At 42.3% G+C, this 17,010-nt stretch carries 10 protein-coding genes and 2 pseudogenes; 6 read left to right on the top strand and 6 right to left on the bottom strand.

What is annotated here, in order from left to right; genetic code table 11:
- The first annotated feature begins 9 nt into the window (after window positions 1-9).
- Window positions 10-1,551 (top strand): glycosyltransferase family 39 protein, encoded by a 1,542-nt coding sequence (locus tag HWQ38_RS31175; protein WP_292801741.1) that lies wholly within the window; start codon window positions 10-12, stop codon window positions 1,549-1,551.
- A 115-nt stretch (window positions 1,552-1,666) separates the two neighbouring features.
- On the opposite strand, the gene HWQ38_RS31170 is transcribed toward HWQ38_RS31175, so the two are convergent.
- The 3 genes and pseudogenes from HWQ38_RS31170 to HWQ38_RS31160 form a co-directional block, all read right to left on the bottom strand.
- Window positions 1,667-3,598 (bottom strand): EamA family transporter, encoded by a 1,932-nt coding sequence (locus HWQ38_RS31170; RefSeq protein WP_292801578.1) that lies wholly within the window; start codon window positions 3,596-3,598, stop codon window positions 1,667-1,669.
- A gap of 119 nt (window positions 3,599-3,717) precedes the next feature.
- Window positions 3,718-3,945 (bottom strand): annotated as a pseudogene (locus HWQ38_RS31165) (EamA family transporter); the annotation flags it as partial.
- Window positions 3,946-4,296: 351 nt separating this feature from the next.
- Window positions 4,297-5,592: a mannosyltransferase family protein gene (locus HWQ38_RS31160; protein WP_292801576.1), complete on the bottom strand. Its 1,296-nt coding sequence runs from the start codon at window positions 5,590-5,592 to the stop codon at window positions 4,297-4,299.
- A gap of 449 nt (window positions 5,593-6,041) precedes the next feature.
- On the opposite strand from HWQ38_RS31160, the gene dxr reads away from it, so the two are divergent.
- The 4 genes from dxr (at window position 6,042) to HWQ38_RS31140 (ending at window position 8,819) form a co-directional block, all read left to right on the top strand.
- On the top strand, window positions 6,042-7,238 hold the full coding sequence (gene dxr, locus HWQ38_RS31155; protein WP_292801574.1) for a 1-deoxy-D-xylulose-5-phosphate reductoisomerase: 1,197 nt from the start codon (window positions 6,042-6,044) through the stop codon (window positions 7,236-7,238).
- 217 nt (window positions 7,239-7,455) lie between these two features.
- Window positions 7,456-7,731 (top strand): BrnT family toxin, encoded by a 276-nt coding sequence (locus HWQ38_RS31150; protein WP_292801572.1) that lies wholly within the window; start codon window positions 7,456-7,458, stop codon window positions 7,729-7,731.
- Window positions 7,715-7,981 carry a BrnA antitoxin family protein gene (locus HWQ38_RS31145; RefSeq protein ID WP_292801570.1) on the top strand — a complete coding sequence of 89 codons (267 nt, stop codon included), beginning with the start codon at window positions 7,715-7,717 and terminating at the stop codon, window positions 7,979-7,981. The genes HWQ38_RS31150 and HWQ38_RS31145 overlap by 17 nt, the downstream gene beginning before the upstream one ends.
- A 640-nt stretch (window positions 7,982-8,621) precedes the next feature.
- The gene (locus HWQ38_RS31140; protein ID WP_292801568.1) at window positions 8,622-8,819 is read left to right on the top strand and encodes a hypothetical protein; all 198 of its coding nucleotides are present in this window, start codon (window positions 8,622-8,624) and stop codon (window positions 8,817-8,819) included.
- Between the two features lie 66 nt (window positions 8,820-8,885).
- Here the strand turns inward: HWQ38_RS31140 and HWQ38_RS31135 are convergent, their stop codons facing one another.
- Window positions 8,886-9,386, bottom strand: a complete 501-nt coding sequence (locus tag HWQ38_RS31135) for a thioesterase family protein (RefSeq protein ID WP_292801566.1) — start codon at window positions 9,384-9,386, stop codon at window positions 8,886-8,888.
- A gap of 167 nt (window positions 9,387-9,553) precedes the next feature.
- On the opposite strand from HWQ38_RS31135, the pseudogene HWQ38_RS31130 reads away from it, so the two are divergent.
- Window positions 9,554-9,834, top strand: a pseudogene (locus HWQ38_RS31130) (CHAT domain-containing protein); the annotation flags it as partial.
- A gap of 245 nt (window positions 9,835-10,079) precedes the next feature.
- Here HWQ38_RS31130 and HWQ38_RS31125 read toward each other — a convergent pair.
- Complete coding sequence (locus HWQ38_RS31125) at window positions 10,080-10,424, bottom strand: DUF1815 family protein (RefSeq protein WP_292801565.1); 345 nt, start codon at window positions 10,422-10,424, stop codon at window positions 10,080-10,082.
- A 1,254-nt stretch (window positions 10,425-11,678) separates the two neighbouring features.
- Window positions 11,679-17,006, bottom strand: a complete 5,328-nt coding sequence (locus tag HWQ38_RS31120) for a response regulator (protein ID WP_292801563.1) — start codon at window positions 17,004-17,006, stop codon at window positions 11,679-11,681.
- Window positions 17,007-17,010: the final 4 nt, after the last annotated feature.

The raw sequence follows: 17,010 nt of genomic DNA, 5'->3' as shown, positions 1-17,010 counted from the left end.
ATTTTAGATATGCGTCTATTCCGAGAAAAAGAATGGTTATTTAGCCTACTGGTAATATCTCTAGTTCTATGGCTGATATTTTTGGGAAACTCCCCTTTACGAGATTGGGATGAAGGTACTGTGGCACAGGTTGCCCGTGAAATTTGGCGTGCCCCACTTGGTTCAATGCATTGGCTTTACCCCACCTTGGGAGGTGAACCTTATCATAATAAGCCACCCCTAATGCACTTGCTAATAGCTTGGACTTACTCGCTCGGAGGCGTGAATGAGTGGACAACACGTTTACCGGGTGCAGTATTAACTGCCTTGGGTGTGCCTTTGCTTTACTTGGTGGGATGTTTGCTTTTTAACCAAAGTTTACCAGCTTTGTTTGCTGCTTTAGTTTACTTGACGATGTTGCCTGTGGTGCGTCACGGACGGCTAGCAATGCTAGATGGTACAACTATTACCTTTTTCTTGCTGTTGTTGTTTTGTTTGCTAAAAGCACGTCAGAATCGTCGGTATGCTCTAGGTGTGGGATTTTGTCTAGGGTTAATCACTCTCACTAAAGGGATGATAGTTTTGCCGCTAGGAGCGATCGCTTGTTTATTTCTGATTGCAGATCGGCAGTTTGCTTTGTTAACAAGCCCCTATTTATTAATGGGAATGTTTTTCGGAAATGCACCTGCGATCGCTTGGTTTGCTGCTCAATGGCAACATTATAATAGTAATTTCTTCCAAGTTAATTTTCAAGCACAAACCTTTGATCGCGTTGCACAAGTTGTTGAAGGTCATAGTGGCCCTCCCTGGTACTATTTAATCGAGTTAATTAAGTATAGTTTTCCTTGGCTATTATTTTTACCGGGAGGTTTTTTTCTAGCTTGGAAAAAACGTCAAACTACCTGGGGTCGCCTAATTATTATTGGCACAATTGTTTACTTAGGAACTATCTCTTTAATGAGAACGAAACTCCCGTGGTATGTTATGCCTGTATATCCATTTTTAGCTTTAGCAATTGGTGCTAAACTTAGCGAAATTTGGCATTACGGTCATTTTAAGGTGCGAACTTGGACAATATTTATGGCTATTATTGCTATTGCTGGTTTAGGAGGTTGCGTTTACTTTATTATTGCCAATAAAGAGCCTATTTTAATAGTTATGAGTATTGTTTTGGCAATAAGTATGGGCATCGCAGCATGGCTAATAAAACAGCGCGATCGCAACTTTATTCCAGTGTTATTTTCTGGGATGTATTTAGTTTTAGCACTGTTGATGAGTTCGCAATCATGGATTTGGGAATTAAAGGAAGCTTTCCCAGTTAAACCAGTAGCGGACTTAATTCGGGCAAATGTTTCACCAGGAACCCAAATTTATACTTCTTTTGCTTATGGGCGTCCTAGTTTAGACTTTTATAGCGATTGCAAAGTAACTGCGGCAACTGTGCCACTTTTACAACAAATGTTATCTAATAAATCTTATTTGCTGTTAGACAATGTGGCTTTACAGCAAATCAATTTAACTGGTAGTAAAATTATCGGAACAGCTAAAGGATTTACATTGATTTCACCATAAGTTAAAGATGTGGTTCAAATAGATGAAAACTGCTGTAATTAATTTATCAAAACAGAATAAAGGCGTCAGCCGTCAGAATTCAGCATGAATTTTGAATTCAAAAACGGTCATGGTACTATGATCCTTCGTTAGTTATTTCAACAGTGAATTGACTAGATTGGGCTAGATAGATACCCACTAAAACTACGGCAAAAGTCAGCCAGTCAAACAAACCTACTTCTTCTGAAAAAATGAACCAAGCAAAAATAGAGGACACAACTGGATTTAGGAGAAGAGTAACGGCGACAAGGGCTGATGAGAGTCTGCTGAGGCTATAAGTTACAAGTCCCTGACCTAACACTTGGCAAAAGAGAGCTTGAAAAATGATCAAAAACCACCCCATCGAAGAATAGGGAAACAATCTCTCTTCAATGAATGGGAGGACAGGCAACAGAAATATTGTAGTCACTCCACAGCGCCAGAGCATTATGGTTGCGGTACTAAATCGGGTTTGGAGTCGTTCTATTAGCAGCAAATACGTGGCGATAAAAATCCCACTGAGAAATGCTAGGGCATCACCAAGTATTTGGTCATTTGCAAATTGCATCTTATGAACTTCAAAGGCGATCGCTCCTGAAAGCGCCATAACCATACCAATAATAAATCTATTATCGAAGCGCCGACCAAATAACAGATACCCAGCCGCAGCAACGAATAAGGGATTCAAATTAGACAACAAAGCCACGTTAGCAACGCTAGTTTGACTCAGCGACCAAGCCCACAACAAAAGGGAAATCGTTGAAGCAGTTCCCATTGCCAACAACAGCCACAAGTCCTTTTTTGTAAAAGGCTTCTGTTCTAGAGGTTGATGATCAGATTGTTGGCGGCGCAAAACCTCAAGTCCATTCCACAGCCCAAAGACGACTGCGGCGATCCAACTGCGATGAAATCCGATGGCATTTGCACCAATTTCTTGTTCGGACAATTTTGCCAAAGATGGTGCCAAAGATAGGGGAATTAGGGCAAAAAATAATGAGATAGTTCCTAGTAAAGCTGGTGTTTTGGAGAATTGTTGCTTTAGTATTGACAGTTTGAGCGTCATACTTTTAACGAAAGTGTTAACTATATTTTTGACTGATTCTTGGAACGGGTAATTAACAGCAGCTTGGCTAGATACGGCTAAGTATAAACCGATTAAAACTACAGCGAAACCTCCCCAATTTGAGTAAGTTAATTTTTCCGAAAAAATTACCAGAGCGAAAATGCCGCTAAATACTGGCTCTAACAGATGCACCAAGGAGACAACCACCGAGGAAAATATGGCTAGGCTATACGTCAAAAGCCCATGACCTAAAACTTGGCAGATCAGGGCTAGGGAAATCACCCAAAGCCACCCATTGACTGTAGAGGGAAAAAGCTGATCTTGAGTGAACAAAAGTATGGGGAAGATGACTAAAGCCGCGATCGCACAGATCCACAACTGGATTGTCGCCGGAGAAAATTTGGTTCGTAATTTTTCTACGATCAGCAGGTATGCACTCAAGAAAATCGCCGAAAAGATCGCAGTCAAACCGCCTTGAACTTCCTCTGTGGCGATTTGCAGTTCCTCAAATTCAATAGTGATCGCTCCCCTAAGTGCGATCGTCATCCCAATCAGGAATTGCTTCTCAAAACCCTGACGAAATAATAGCCATACTCCTAAGCTAGTAGATATCGGGGCAAGATTATGTAAGACACTAGAAATAGCGACGCTAGTTTGAGTCAGTGACCAAGCCAAAAAGACTAAAGTGGCAGCCCAAAAAATACCGCCACCAAGCAATAGCCAGAGATCCTGACTGGTGTAAAGCTGCCGTTCTACAGGTTTCTCTAATGAAAGTCCTTGACATATCGCCTTGTATCCATGCCAGAGCAAGAAGACCATACTACTAAGCCAAAGGCGATTAAATACAGTGGCATTGGGGCTGAGTTCAGTTTCGCTCAATCTCACGAAAATAGAACCAAAAGATATGACACCTACACCTAGAAATAATGAAGCAAGGGCTATCTTCGTTTGATTGGATACATTCATTAGGAAATTTAATTATCACCAATAAAGGACTTACAAAGAATAAATTACTCCAGAAAAATCAATAGTTCACGCTTAAAAAATAATGATAATCTGGGATGGTCGCCTAATCCCATTGAAAAAATGACATTATTCACATTAGTTAGTGCCAGTGCTTGGAAAATTAAACCAGAGGCGATCGCTCCTGATAAGATAGCTACTGCTCTTAGACTAACCCAATCCTTTGTTGATAGTTGTTTCAAAGTAGCTCTGTTCCACTGTCGTCCATAGATTACGATCAAAAGTATTAAGGCACAAAGGTTTCCCACAAATAAAACATTCCACAAAGAAATCGGATTACGGCCACCGATAATTGTCGCCGTTAAGAAAGGTAAGTGGCTAAGTTTGAACCCAGTGAAGTGAAGTAACTTAGCAATCATGAAGATGTCCAAATTGGGCGCTAAAAATTTGAGAATTGGTATCTCAACATAATTCCTGTATCGCCTAATTAGCTGAATAAAAAGAGCTTTTACGACGTAAAATCTTCCCTCTCCAACTCGGTTACGGTGTATACACAAGTTATCGAATTACCCAAAAGAAAAACCTCACCCTGTGCTGACGGACATCCCTCTCCGTGAGTTCGGAGAGGGACTGGTTTTGCGTAGCAAAACCAGGGTGAGGTTTCTTTAGACTATTCGATAAACTGTAAATATCGAACTCACCTAACCAACCCAGCGCTCTTGGGCAAATCCTACAGCTATTTTGGCTAGTAATATCACAAAAGCGCCCAATATTAAATATCCCTGGCGAGGATGGCGAGATAGCAGTAAACCAATGGCTATATTCAAAGGGACAATACCGTAGGCCAGACGGCTTAAGGAGATGGTACCCCCAGAGGCTAGCAGCAAACCAATACCACAAAAGCCATAAATAACTATAACTGGGGTCAACTGCGTGTGTAAGCGCCACAATACATAGCCACCACCTAAGACCATGAACAAGTTGAGCAAGTTATTGATCCACTGTTCGCTGGACAGAATCAACAAAAATAACAGGAAAGCATAAAAGCCATAGAATAATTTCCTAGAACGAAAACGCCATAAAAGATAGCCACTGGCAAGAATCGCACCAAGCAGCAAGAGATACCAGGGGTCTTGAATCCCGCCAGAGGAGTTTTGAACCCAACCATGTTGCCAATTTTTTCTACCAACTGCAATTTGCATCAGCATATTTAACCAACCCTGCCAATCAAACCCTAGAGTTGGTCGCCATCCCCGTTGTGCTTCGATAAAAGCGAAAGGGTTGCCAAAATAAATCGCACAATACAAACTGAATAGAAGTATGCCAATAGCGGTAGTCAAACCAGCTATATAGGCTATGGGTGGTCGGCGTTCTTTCCAGGCTGCGATCGCAAATGCTGGAATTAATGCCATACCTGTAGGACGTGTTGCTGTCGCCATCGCGCCCCAAAGGGCAGTCCAGCCATACTGTTTTTGATCAAACGCCCGCAAAGCCGCCGTACTTAAAAACAAATACAGCCCCTCTGTGTAAACCACCCCTGTAAACATCGAAGATGGATAACAGGAAACCACAGCAATGACCCAATACGCTGCATTGATGCCATAATGCTCTTTGATCCAAAAGTACAAACAGTAAAGCGCTGCGAAAAATGCCAGGTTGTTGACCAACGTACCTGCTAATTCAAACGGTAAGCCCAACTTCATCAAAACCCAGATGCTTGAAGGAAACAGGGGAAAGAAGGCGAGATTATGTTGCTTGCCGTCATTCACAAATTCATAGCCAGAAGTTGCGATCGCTCGATAATGTATACTATCCCAGGCATCAAAAACGCCCCAACCAAAAGGGGGCAAAAAATCTTCTGCTGGTAACGGTAGCTTTGGCGCAACCACCAACATGGCAGTCCAGATCAATGTTCGGCTGGCAAGCCATATTGCTGCTGGAAACAGGAAATCATTTTTCCATAAAACTTTTTTTATAACTATCTGAACTTTGACCATAAGGTTAAGTGCTTCAAAAAACTCCTTTATGCATCCTTTCACCTATGGCTGCAACACAGCAATTTATGAGTAATATTTGGCATATTAAATCCTCCACCAAAATAATTAACAAACTGGACAAATCGGCAACTACTTGAAATTATTTCCTATTTAGTTACTTTTGCCAATTCTTTCGGAATTTATCTTTTAAAACTGTAGTATTTATAAATACAAATTTTGTCTAGTTATACGAAGATTAAGCAACTTTAGTACTTTATGGCTAGGAGTCTATCGAGTTGAAATTAACGGATTGGGGCTGGTGCAGAGACGAGGACAAGAAGATACATTGACGTGGAGGGGGACAATTTCTTTTTCCCCCTCCACGTCAATGTATCGATTATAGTAATTGCTGTGATTAAACAGTCCCAAGCAATTTATAGTGGGAGTTGTCTGTAAATCCTTAAGCAATTGTGAAAGCGATTACTCTCGTTGGTTCTACTGGTTCTATTGGTACTCAGACTTTAGATATTGTCACTCAGTACCCAGATCAGTTTCGGATTGTGGGATTGGCAGCTGGGCGCAATGTCGAAATGTTCGCTGCTCAAATTCGGCAGTTTCGACCGCAAATAGCAGCAATTTGTTCAGAAGATAAATTATCAGCGCTCAAAGAAGCAATCAAAGACCTCGATCCTCAACCGATTCTACTCGCAGGTGACGCCGGAGTGATAGAAGTAGCTCGTTACGGCGATGCCCAAACCGTTGTCACGGGCATCGTTGGTTGTGCGGGCTTGCTACCCACGATCGCAGCTATTGAAGCCGGTAAAGATATTGCCTTAGCGAATAAAGAAACCCTGATTGCTGGCGCCCCTGTGGTTCTACCCCTAGTGGAAAAACACGGTGTAAAGTTACTCCCAGCCGATTCCGAACATTCTGCAATCTTTCAGTGCCTCCAAGGTGTGCCAAAGGGAGGCTTACGGAAAATTTTGCTCACTGCATCCGGTGGGGCTTTCCGAGACTGGGATGTAGAAAAGTTAGCGGATGTAACCGTTGCTGATGCCCTCAAGCATCCTAATTGGTCGATGGGGCGGAAAATCACTGTAGATTCTGCTACTTTGATGAATAAAGGACTGGAAGTAATAGAGGCTCATTTTCTGTTTGGGTTGGATTATGACGATATCGAAATTGTCATTCATCCCCAGAGCATTATTCACTCGCTGATTGAATTGCAAGATACTTCAGTTTTAGCCCAACTCGGTTGGCCAGATATGCGCTTACCCTTACTGTATGCTCTATCTTGGCCCGATCGCATTTACACTAACTGGGAACGACTAGATTTAGTCAAAGCTGGAAATTTAACCTTCCGAGAACCAGATCACCAGAAGTATCCTTGTATGCGGTTGGCTTATGCTGTGGGGAAAGCTGGTGGTTCCATGCCAGCTGTGCTGAATGCTGCCAATGAGCAAGCTGTGGCTTTATTTTTAGATGAAAAAATTCGCTTTTTAGATATTCCCCGGTGTATCGAATGGGTGTGCGATCGCCATCAAAATGATCACCGTACAAATCCCTCTTTAGATGACATTTTGGCAGCAGATAAATGGGCAAGACAAGAAGTTTTAATAGCGACTGAAAAGTTAGAGACTCACTCGCAGATAATTTCTCTGCGATAAAAACCTTTAATTCAGATATCCAAAAGGCAGATTTTCTGGCTCTTGACCAATTCTTATTTAGCCTTCAGCATTAGGCTGAAGGCTAACGGTCAAATATCACACTTCCCCAATATCAAAAATGCCTAGCCGTAAGGCTTGTCGTCAGACATCGCACTCCATCCCAAAGCCCAAGTTGGTCTAGGATACCAAAGGCAAATATTTTTAGTATATACTATAAATGCGCTTTGAGTGGGACGAGAATAAAGCCGAGTCAAATTTTTTGAAACATGGCATTGAATTCGAGGAAGCTGTAACACTTTTTGCCGACCCCTATCTTCTGTTTACAGAGGATTCTAGTCATTCTCAGGGAGAAGAAAGGGAATGGGCAATTGGTGAAGCGGAAGATGGCTCAATTGTTGTGGTTGTTTTTACCATGCGAGGTGAGCGACTTAGGATAATTAGTGCAAGAAAAGCTACCTCAAGGGAGTGTCAACAATATGAGTCAGGAATCTGAGTTTCCTTTTGATAGAGCAAGACGAGTTACACCAGAAGAAAACCAAAAATTCAGAGATGTGATCGCCCATCAGTTTGGAATTATACCGAGGAAGCGTGGACGACCGGCTAAGGATGAAGAAGAAAAGTATGAACCAATTTCTATCAGATTTCATCCTAAAATCATAGCCTGGGCGAAAGAAGAGGCAGAAAAACGAGGGGTCGGCTACCAAACGATCATTAATGAAGCACTGTTGGATAAAATAGGCTGAAACTTAGAGATCGCACTCATAGGCTGTATATCTATATTTTTCAATCCTATCGGAACTTGTTGATGAGCGCGATCGCCCTCCCAGAAACCCCAATAAATGCGTAGCTGTAAGGCTTGTCATCAGACATCGCACTCTTCATATATATTGATACAATTTACAGAATCCAGTATACATCTACTATTGAATCTCGAAATCAGCCGATATTAGTACTAATTGACCGTCAGGAAAACGTCGAACCCATGTTTTGGCTTGTAACCAAATATAGGACTGCTGTCTGATTTCTGAACAAAATTTCAAATGAAACCCTGATACAACAGCCTTTTCAGTCTCAGGATGTTTTCAAAAATCAAATCGGAGTCCTAATCTAACTCTTGTATATTGTGATTATTGATACAAAAACTTAAAAAAGTCTTTCCAGTAATTCTGCCAAATTGCCAAATAAGTTGCCTTTTAGCCGAATAATTTGATCATTTTCAGCTAATATGGCATTGGCACAGTTAGACAAAAATCTTAGCTTTAGTATCTATTCCAAATTAGGTCTAATAGCTTTAGCAATAGTAATTTTGACTTCAGATAAAAATTTACCCTTTCTAAATAAAGACCTTCTCAGACAAGGGCAATTATTAAGGAATTAATATATATGATTATTACGTTGATTATAGCTTGGATAATCTTCATAATATTATGGAAATTGTTGAAAGCAACCGTGACTACTGCATTAACTCTTGCGGCAATCCTTGTTTTATTAAATATTAGTTTTGGCATTACTCCACAAGATATTTGGCATTACGTAAGGCAGTTTGCTCAAAATCTGTCGCAGATCCCAACTGGAAAGTAACAATCTATACTTCACTTTTGCTAATGAAAGGTGAAGTATAAAATATGAAATGACAACCTTTCTTGGTCAATTGTTATTTAATGCTGAAATCTTGGCTAAGGCATCCTTAAAACTCGGCGGCAACTGACGCATAATCTTGCCTCTGTCGCGATCTAAAGCTACTAAAGTCACCTTGGCAGTGACGTATAATTGTTGTCCATCAGTTGAGACAATGGCATAATCCCAATTGATTCGGACGCCAGTCACCTCAGCCATGCGCGTTTTTACAACCACTGCCATACCTAATTGAATTGAACGGTGATAGCGCACCGACAGTTCTACAACTGGTAAATCGCAACCGATAGCGACTAAATCAGCAAATTCAATCCCTATAATTCGCAAGCATTCAATCCGTGCTTCTTCCATCCAAGCTAGATAAGAACCGTGCCAGACATTACCGGCATAGTCAGTATGGTGGGGTTGGACTCTCACAGGATATTCAAACCAATTCTCAAATTCATGACTTGATGGATTGTCAAGGGCGTTGGTTGATGGTAGTTTTGGTTGGCTAGGTTTTTCTTCTGACATCTTTAATTTTCTCAGCACCTATAAATTTTCATTTTCCAAATCATTGAATAGCATAAAAATTAATTGCCTTGCCGGACTTCTTGATTTAATATTTACACTTTTGAGTATAGGGAGTGTTTAGCTCTGGACCCATTTTTTCGGTAAAATGCAAAAACACCGCAAAATAATCTACTTTGCGGGTTTTAGCCGGTGCTTTTAGTAAAATTAATTATCAAATCAAAGTTGGTAATCGGCAAGTTCTATCCCTGGTTTGCCTTTTGCTAGGCGGGAAGTGGAAAGTTTCGCAGATGCGGTTGCGGAAACTACGAAGCTTTTAGACGATGCCTTTAGCCCCAGAGTCACTGTACCTTAAATGGATGATTATACAATTGTCCATTTAGCGACTCATGCAGCCTTTGTGGTGGGTAAACCAGAAGATTCGTTTATTTTATTCGGGAATGGCGATCGCTGCTGCAAAAATTCTAGAGATAATTAACCAAAACTGCCAATCTCTGACTTTGGTGTGTTTTAACACCAAAAGCTAAAGGCTCAAAATCCGGCTCCTGAGGTTTTGGCAGATACAAAAAATACGCGATGGGCTAGACGAGCCAATCACTTAATGGTAATGGAGAATAGGTAAGAGCGATCGCTAACTAAGCCACCATTACCAGTTACCGATAATCAATTTCTAAATTGCGATCAACCTTTGGAAGCTTAATACTTCTTGGCAACAGTTTTAGAGCCTGTATCAGTTTGCATAGATTGCTTGACAAGACTAGCCAGTTCGTCTAGTTGGCTGATTGCCTCCGCACCTTCTAGCTTCATTAATTCCCGGTCATCCCGCATTTCCGTCCAAGTAATCCCGTAATCGGACACTAAAAACCGAATCAGGTGGCCATCACCCAAACTAACCATAAACGATGCACTATTCATTTGGTCGCCACAGGTGTAGCAGGACGCAAGATACCCGCGCCGCTCTAGTACAATCGCCAAGGCTTTCAGATTCATTACCAAATCTTGGACGAATTGTCGATGTTGATGTGCTAGTCTCAGAAACACTTTTCTCCTCCAGACACCACAGTTGAGTCTCTTTTATATTTTCTTTAGATTTTCTCATCCACTGTATTGTAAACTATTCATTACAATTAGCAGACAGATGATATTGAGTCATGTAGTTGACTACCTTGTTTAGGGTAGTGGATCAGCATTTTGAGGGCTGTATCAAACTATTCAGTTTGCAAATTCAAAATCTCGGACAGAACTGCTAAATTTAACTATATCTTTATACACTTCTGTCAGGGTAGATTCTTACACGAAGCGATCCGCTTTAAGAGTAACTTAAATCTACGACTAGTCAACTACACAAAAGCTACATATTGCGTTTTTATAGGCGGCGTGCAGCTAAATTCACTGCTAGTAGAGGTCATAACGTAGTTTTGCATCGTTATAGTGTCTTTTGCTTAGATGTTTGATCTATTTTCTTTCTAACGTAGGTTTTGTTATAGATAAATGATTAAATATACCAAATTCGTTCCTCCTGTATATATAAATTTGAGTATATAAGAGGACAAATTTTAGATTCAGTACTAAAAGCAGGTAAATTACAGTTCTTTATATAAACTTTATATAATTAATCAAACGTCTCAGTGTAAGCTGTTGGATATTTAACTTGCATATTACCCAATACGCTTGGGTTAAGGCTAAAACTCTTTGTGAAAGTCAATTTTTTTAACGTAGACGCGGAGCGGTGAAGCAGCGCGGTCTTCTCCCAAAGGGAGAGGCTAGCGCCTTCCCTTCGGGACGCTATGCGAACGCGGAGCGTCTGGTAGAGAAGGGGGTTTCCCCCATCAGCGACTGCTGACACCCAGAGGGCTTGCCGCAGGCTACCACAGAGGCACAGAGAACACATAGAGAAGGAAGAAATGCTTATACCAATTCTGTATGAAGATGCGCTAAACCCTATTTAAACCACGTCTATCTTGAAACCTGTAGTTCTTCTGTGATCAAAAGGATTTGCCCCCATCCCCCAACCCCTTCTCCCACATTTGGGATTCGGGGAGCCAGAATTTCAAAGTCCCTCTCCCAGATATGGGAAAGGGATTTAGGGTGAGGGCGAAAACTACGGTTCTCAACTTAGATGAGGTTTAAGTACAAGAAAGAAAAACGAACCGCGTACTCCTGCGGAGGACAAGTCACATCTGCCGAATGTGGGTAGCATATTACCTAAAACTAAAACTCTTGTGGGGTGGGCTTTCCGGCCTACCCCACAAGAGTTATCTTTAATTCAGGTATGCAAATTAAATGTTTTTCAGCTTAAACATTACTCGTAGTGCTAAGAAGTTTTTCCCCTTTCAACATCCGCGCCGCAGCTTCAAGTAGAGCTTCTTCGAGATACGGCTTGGTAAAGTAGCCACTAGCACCGAGTTGAGCGGCAATTTGTCTGTGCTTATCTGCCCCCCGCGAGGTGAGCATCGCGATCGGTAAGTGGTTAAGGTTAGGGTCTTTCTGGATGCGAGAGAGTAACTCCAGACCATCGCAACGCGGCATTTCAATGTCACAAAATACGATATCGCAAGGCAGACCGGAGCGGAGTTTATCCCAAGCTTCCTGGCCGTCACGTGCCTGTTCTACGCGATAACCTGCTTTGTTAAAGGTCAGGGAGAGCAATTCTCGAACTGTAATTGAGTCATCGACGATCAGCACTGTTGGGTCAATCTTCGCCGGAGAGGTGTCTAGGGGAGTAGCTTTCTGTTGCCAAGAATTGCCACCAAGTTGTGTAGAAATCCGTCCCTGGAAGATGTCAATTATTTCCAGCACGTCAGCAATAGGCATAATCCGACCATCACCCAGGACTGTTGCACCAGCTACACCAATGGGTTTAGGCGCTGGACCTTCAAATTGCTTAATTACAATTTCTTGTTCGCTCAACACTAGGTCAATCTGTAGAGCAATCAGGGTATTTGCCGATCGCACCACAACTACCGAAACCATATCATCATCTCTGGTGCCGCCATAGACATTGCCGCGACTGATTTGGCGATTAAAGGTTAAAAGTTCCCTCAGGGGTCGGAATGGCAGCACCGTATCGCGCCAGGAAATAAATGATTGCCCACTGGCATCGTGCTGAATATTTTTGACTGGTATATCCAGCGTATCTTCTACACCGTCCATCGGGAAAGCAATTCTAGCTCGATCAGAAACGCAGCAGAGAGCTTTACAAATGCTCAAAGTCAGTGGTAAACGAATAGTGAAGGTGGTTCCCTTGCCGATCGCCGAATCAGTGTTCACTGTCCCCCGAATTTCGCTAATTTCGGAGCGCACGACGTCCATACCCACACCACGACCAGAAATTTCATCTGCTTGGTCTTTCATCGTAAAACCAGACTGGAACAGCAGATCGTAGACTTCCAAGCGAGACATGGCTTTTGCCTGCGCTTCTGTAATCATGCCAATCTTCACCGCCTTAGCCTTAACTTTTGCGGAATCGATACCTGCCCCATCATCGCCTACAGAAAGGATAGTTTGGTTGCCTTGGTAGAAAGCCCGGATAGTAATGATTCCCACGGGTGGTTTACCAGCAGCTTGCCTCTCTTCTGGCGTTTCAACACCGTGAGCGATCGCATTATTCAGCATGTGAGTTAACGGATCGGTGAGATGATCCAAAATCATCTTGTCAATTAAGGTATCACCACCTTCGATCACCAACTCCACTTGTTTGCCACACTTGATGGCATTATCACGTACTCCTCGCCGCCAGCGATCGATAGTTTGGGCAAAAGGCACCATTCGCGCTCTTGTTAATCCCTCTTGTAGCTGTGTGGTTACTTGGCGGAATTGCCGCGCTACTCGCTCGGTTTCTTCGGTAACAAAGTCAATGTCACTAGATGATTCCCGGATGCGGACAATGCGCTCAATCATCTGCTGAGACAGTGTATGGAAAGGAGTAAAGCGATCCATTTCTAGCTCACTAAAACCCCTGTCAGCATTGAAATCAGAGACTGGAAAGCCGATGTCTTTCTTTTTGCGTCCGGCTAACAGAGAAGCTTCCAGTAGCGATCGCTCATACAACTCCTGCATCCTTGCGCCCACATCTGAGAGTTGTTGTACCTGAATCAGCAAGTTATCTAATGACTGCCGCAGCCGTTCATTATCTTGCTCTAAGGTATTGCGATTTACCACCATCTCCCCAACTAAATTACTCATGTCATCCAGTTGCTTAACTGGAACCTTCATCGATTCTTCAAATCTCGCAGCCCGACGAGTAGAAGGACGTATAATTTTGCTGGTGTTCGATTTTACTACTGGGGAATGGGATATTGTTTGATCTGCTTGTGCCAGCAACTTCTCTAAGTCCCCAAATTCATCCGTGGCTGGTGATGGAATGGCATTTTTAGCCAAAACTGGTTGAGTGTTCAAGGGCTGGCGTTGGCGTAGCCCGTCGTAGACATCGCTAGATATAGCAGCCGCCTCATCGTTATCTGTAGCTAACAATTCTTCCAGGGCAGCAAAATCTACTTCTGGTATCTCCTTAGCTTTGGGGATGGGTGCTACTTCCTCTCGTAGTAATGCTGCCAAGTCGGCAAATTCATCTTCTGGAGCAATTACTTCAATGGTTTCTGTGGTTGCCAATTCTTCAGTGGGGGCAATAATAGCATTTTCTCCCTCTGATACTAGTGCAACTTCAGATGTCTCTCCTAGATCCCACAAATTGGTTTCTACATCTTCCTGAATAACCGTTTCAAACAGCAGTTGCGAATTATCCTCGCTGTTTTGATCGAAAGAGCCGAACAAATCACTTGGCTGTGCTTGAGGTGATCCTAAATCTGAAGTTTCCCCAAAATTGATATCTAAAGAAGTTTCTCTAGCCGGGAGTTCATCCACAGTATTATCTGTGGTTTCCATCTGAATATAGGTAGAGTCATCTGTAGCTACATCTTCAAACGGCAGTTGCGGATTTTCATCGAAAGAGCCGAACAAATCACTTGGCTGTGCTTGAGGTGATCCTAAATCTGAAGTTTCCCCAAAATTGATATCTAAAGAAGTTTCTCTAGCCGGGAGTTCATCCACAGTATTATCTGTGGTTTCCATCTGAATATAGGTAGAGTCATCTGTGGCGACATCTTCAAACAGCAGTTGCGGATTTTCATCGAAAGAGCCGAATGAATTAAGTTCCAGATCAACATCAGATATCTCTGGGGGCTGATTAGTAAATTCTGGAACAAAATCTAAAGCTTCTGGTTGTTGCGATCGCCCGATAATTTCTGACTCTGGATGCGGCGCAAACAACAGTATTTCAGTGGTGGAGGCATCGTTGATTGCAGGATAAATAGTTGAGTTACTCGGTGTTAACTCATCAAATAAATTATCTCCAGAATCTAATGAGAATATCAATAGCTGCTCTTGCTGCTGGAAATTGAGATCAAAATCTTCTTCTATGTCAAAACTGGCGATTGGATTCGGTATCGGCTGCTGACTGTCGGCAAAAATGTCATCAGCCACCCCCTCAAACAAACTCTCCTCTAACGCCCTTTGCACATTTTGCTCAATTAAGGAATCGAAATCGTCCTGTTCCTCTGTGGTTTCCTCACTCCAGAAGCTGTTCAGCTCATTTTCTGATTCCGAAAACTCAGGTGCTGTTGCCGGAGATGTATCAAATAAATCACTAATTTCTGATTCACTTGTAGGCAGTAGTGTCTGTTCTTCCACTTCAGCAAAGAGGCTATCCAAAGACAAGTCTGTTTGCTGGGGTAATTCTATGTAGTCACTAGGGGTAATTTGTTGTACCCAATTTGCATTTCTCGTTTCTAACAATAAGTTATCAAAACTGTTTTGTTGGTTACTAGATAGTTCCACACTGGCGAACGCCTCAGTTTCTGGTTGAGTCACTTCGCCTGTAGGCAATAGTTCAATATCATCATCTAATGGCAGTGTCAATAAATCTTCAACGAGATCGTTTTTGTTGGCACTATTTTGGACAATCTCCCCAGGAGACTGGTTTGGATCACTAGGAATATCAGTAAATTCTTGTAAATTTTCAGCAGAAGAAGAATCTAAATTTAGATCAGGTACGTTAATATCGCTCAACTCTAGAGTCGTAGGAGATGTTTGTTGATTTTGCGGTTTTGAATTCTCTTTTTCTAGGAAGTTGTCGCCAAATAACAGGGATAAATCTTCTGTCGTAGGTGTGATTGTTGGGTGCTGCTCGTTGATGATGTCTTCATCAAAGGAGAGTAAATCGAATAAATCCCGATGATCGTCCTTAGCGTCAGTGCTGCTGAAATCAATTCCAAAGTCATCGATCGCAACAATATTTAAGGTTTCTTCTTGATGCCAAGTTTCATCTAGTACGTTAGTCTCACCTTCAAATAAATCGGCAAGCGTATTTAACTCAGCTATTCCTACCTCTGGCCCATTGGGATCAATATTGCTACTGATTGGATGTGCTTCCTCATGTGCGGTGAAAGCAAGACTAGTGTGAGTTGCAGCGTTTAGTAGTGTCCCTTGTTGAAGATAGGGGCGAACATTAATATCCTTGTCTAGATTAAGTTCCTCAGTTGCCTGGGTGAGGTTAGTTACGACTAACGGCTCGGTGTTACCAAATAGAATTGGCTCTGAGACAGTTGATAATTCTGTCAAAGCCGCAAACTGTTCATCAAACAAATTAGGGGTAATTTCTAATAACTCAATTTCTGCAAAGCTTAAAAGCGCTTCTAGTTGTTGACTAATTGCAATTTCGGCTTCCCTACCTTGGAGGACTAATTCTTGAGCTTGCTTAATTTCGGTAATGACAATTTTAGCTAAAGTCAGATAAGTATTTTCGAGATTGCCGATCGCACTGGCTGCTGCTTGACACAAACCACACCATTTGGACAAATTCCAAGTCTCACCAAGTTTGACTAACTGGTAACAGCATTGCTGAAGGTTTTGCCGAGTTGAGGGTGTTGTGGTTTGCTTAAATAGTTGCAACATTTCCCGCAGTCTTTGCAGCACTTGGGCTTGAAACTCGCTCCAGTTATTATTTTCTTTAGCAGTGACTGGCGTTCGCACCTCCTGGGGTGCTACAGGGAAGGATATTTCTGGGGATTCCTGATGGGTGTCTTCTACCAAACCGGAAATATCTCGCCGCAGGAATAGTTCTGTAAGTGTAGAGCCATTATTTTCTACAGAGGTTGTCTGTACTTCTGTGGCGTCACGACTGCTGGCTACTCCACTGTTCCCTTGTTGTACAAGTAGTTCCAAATGCTGATACAGCCATTCAAAGACCGGCTCAGTTTCTGACATCAAAGTATTAGCCGCATCTTCAGAAAGACCATAAGGTGCGCTCAACTGCTCTAAGAGCGCTTTTAGAGTATCAGATACACCAAGAAATAAAGACTCTAACTTTTCGTCAATCTTAACCGGATTATCTTTGAGAATTTTGAAACAATCTTCCAGACGGTGGGAGGTATGCTGGATGCTAGTCAATCCAAGCATCGCCGCTCCTCCTTTGATGGAGTGAGCCGCCCGGAAGACTTCACTGATCATTTCCGGGTCGTTCAAGGTACTCTCTAGATTCAGCAACCCCTGCTCAATGGTATTCAGGTGATCCCTGGCTTCTTCGATAAAGTAACCCAAAATCCGCTGTTGTTGTTCCGGCAGCATAGTT

It is taken from the genome of Nostoc sp. NMS7, from assembly GCF_017115085.1.
Classification (GTDB): domain Bacteria; phylum Cyanobacteriota; class Cyanobacteriia; order Cyanobacteriales; family Nostocaceae; genus Nostoc.
Note: the sequence above shows the minus strand (reverse complement) of the source record. Positions and strands in the feature narration are given on the sequence as shown.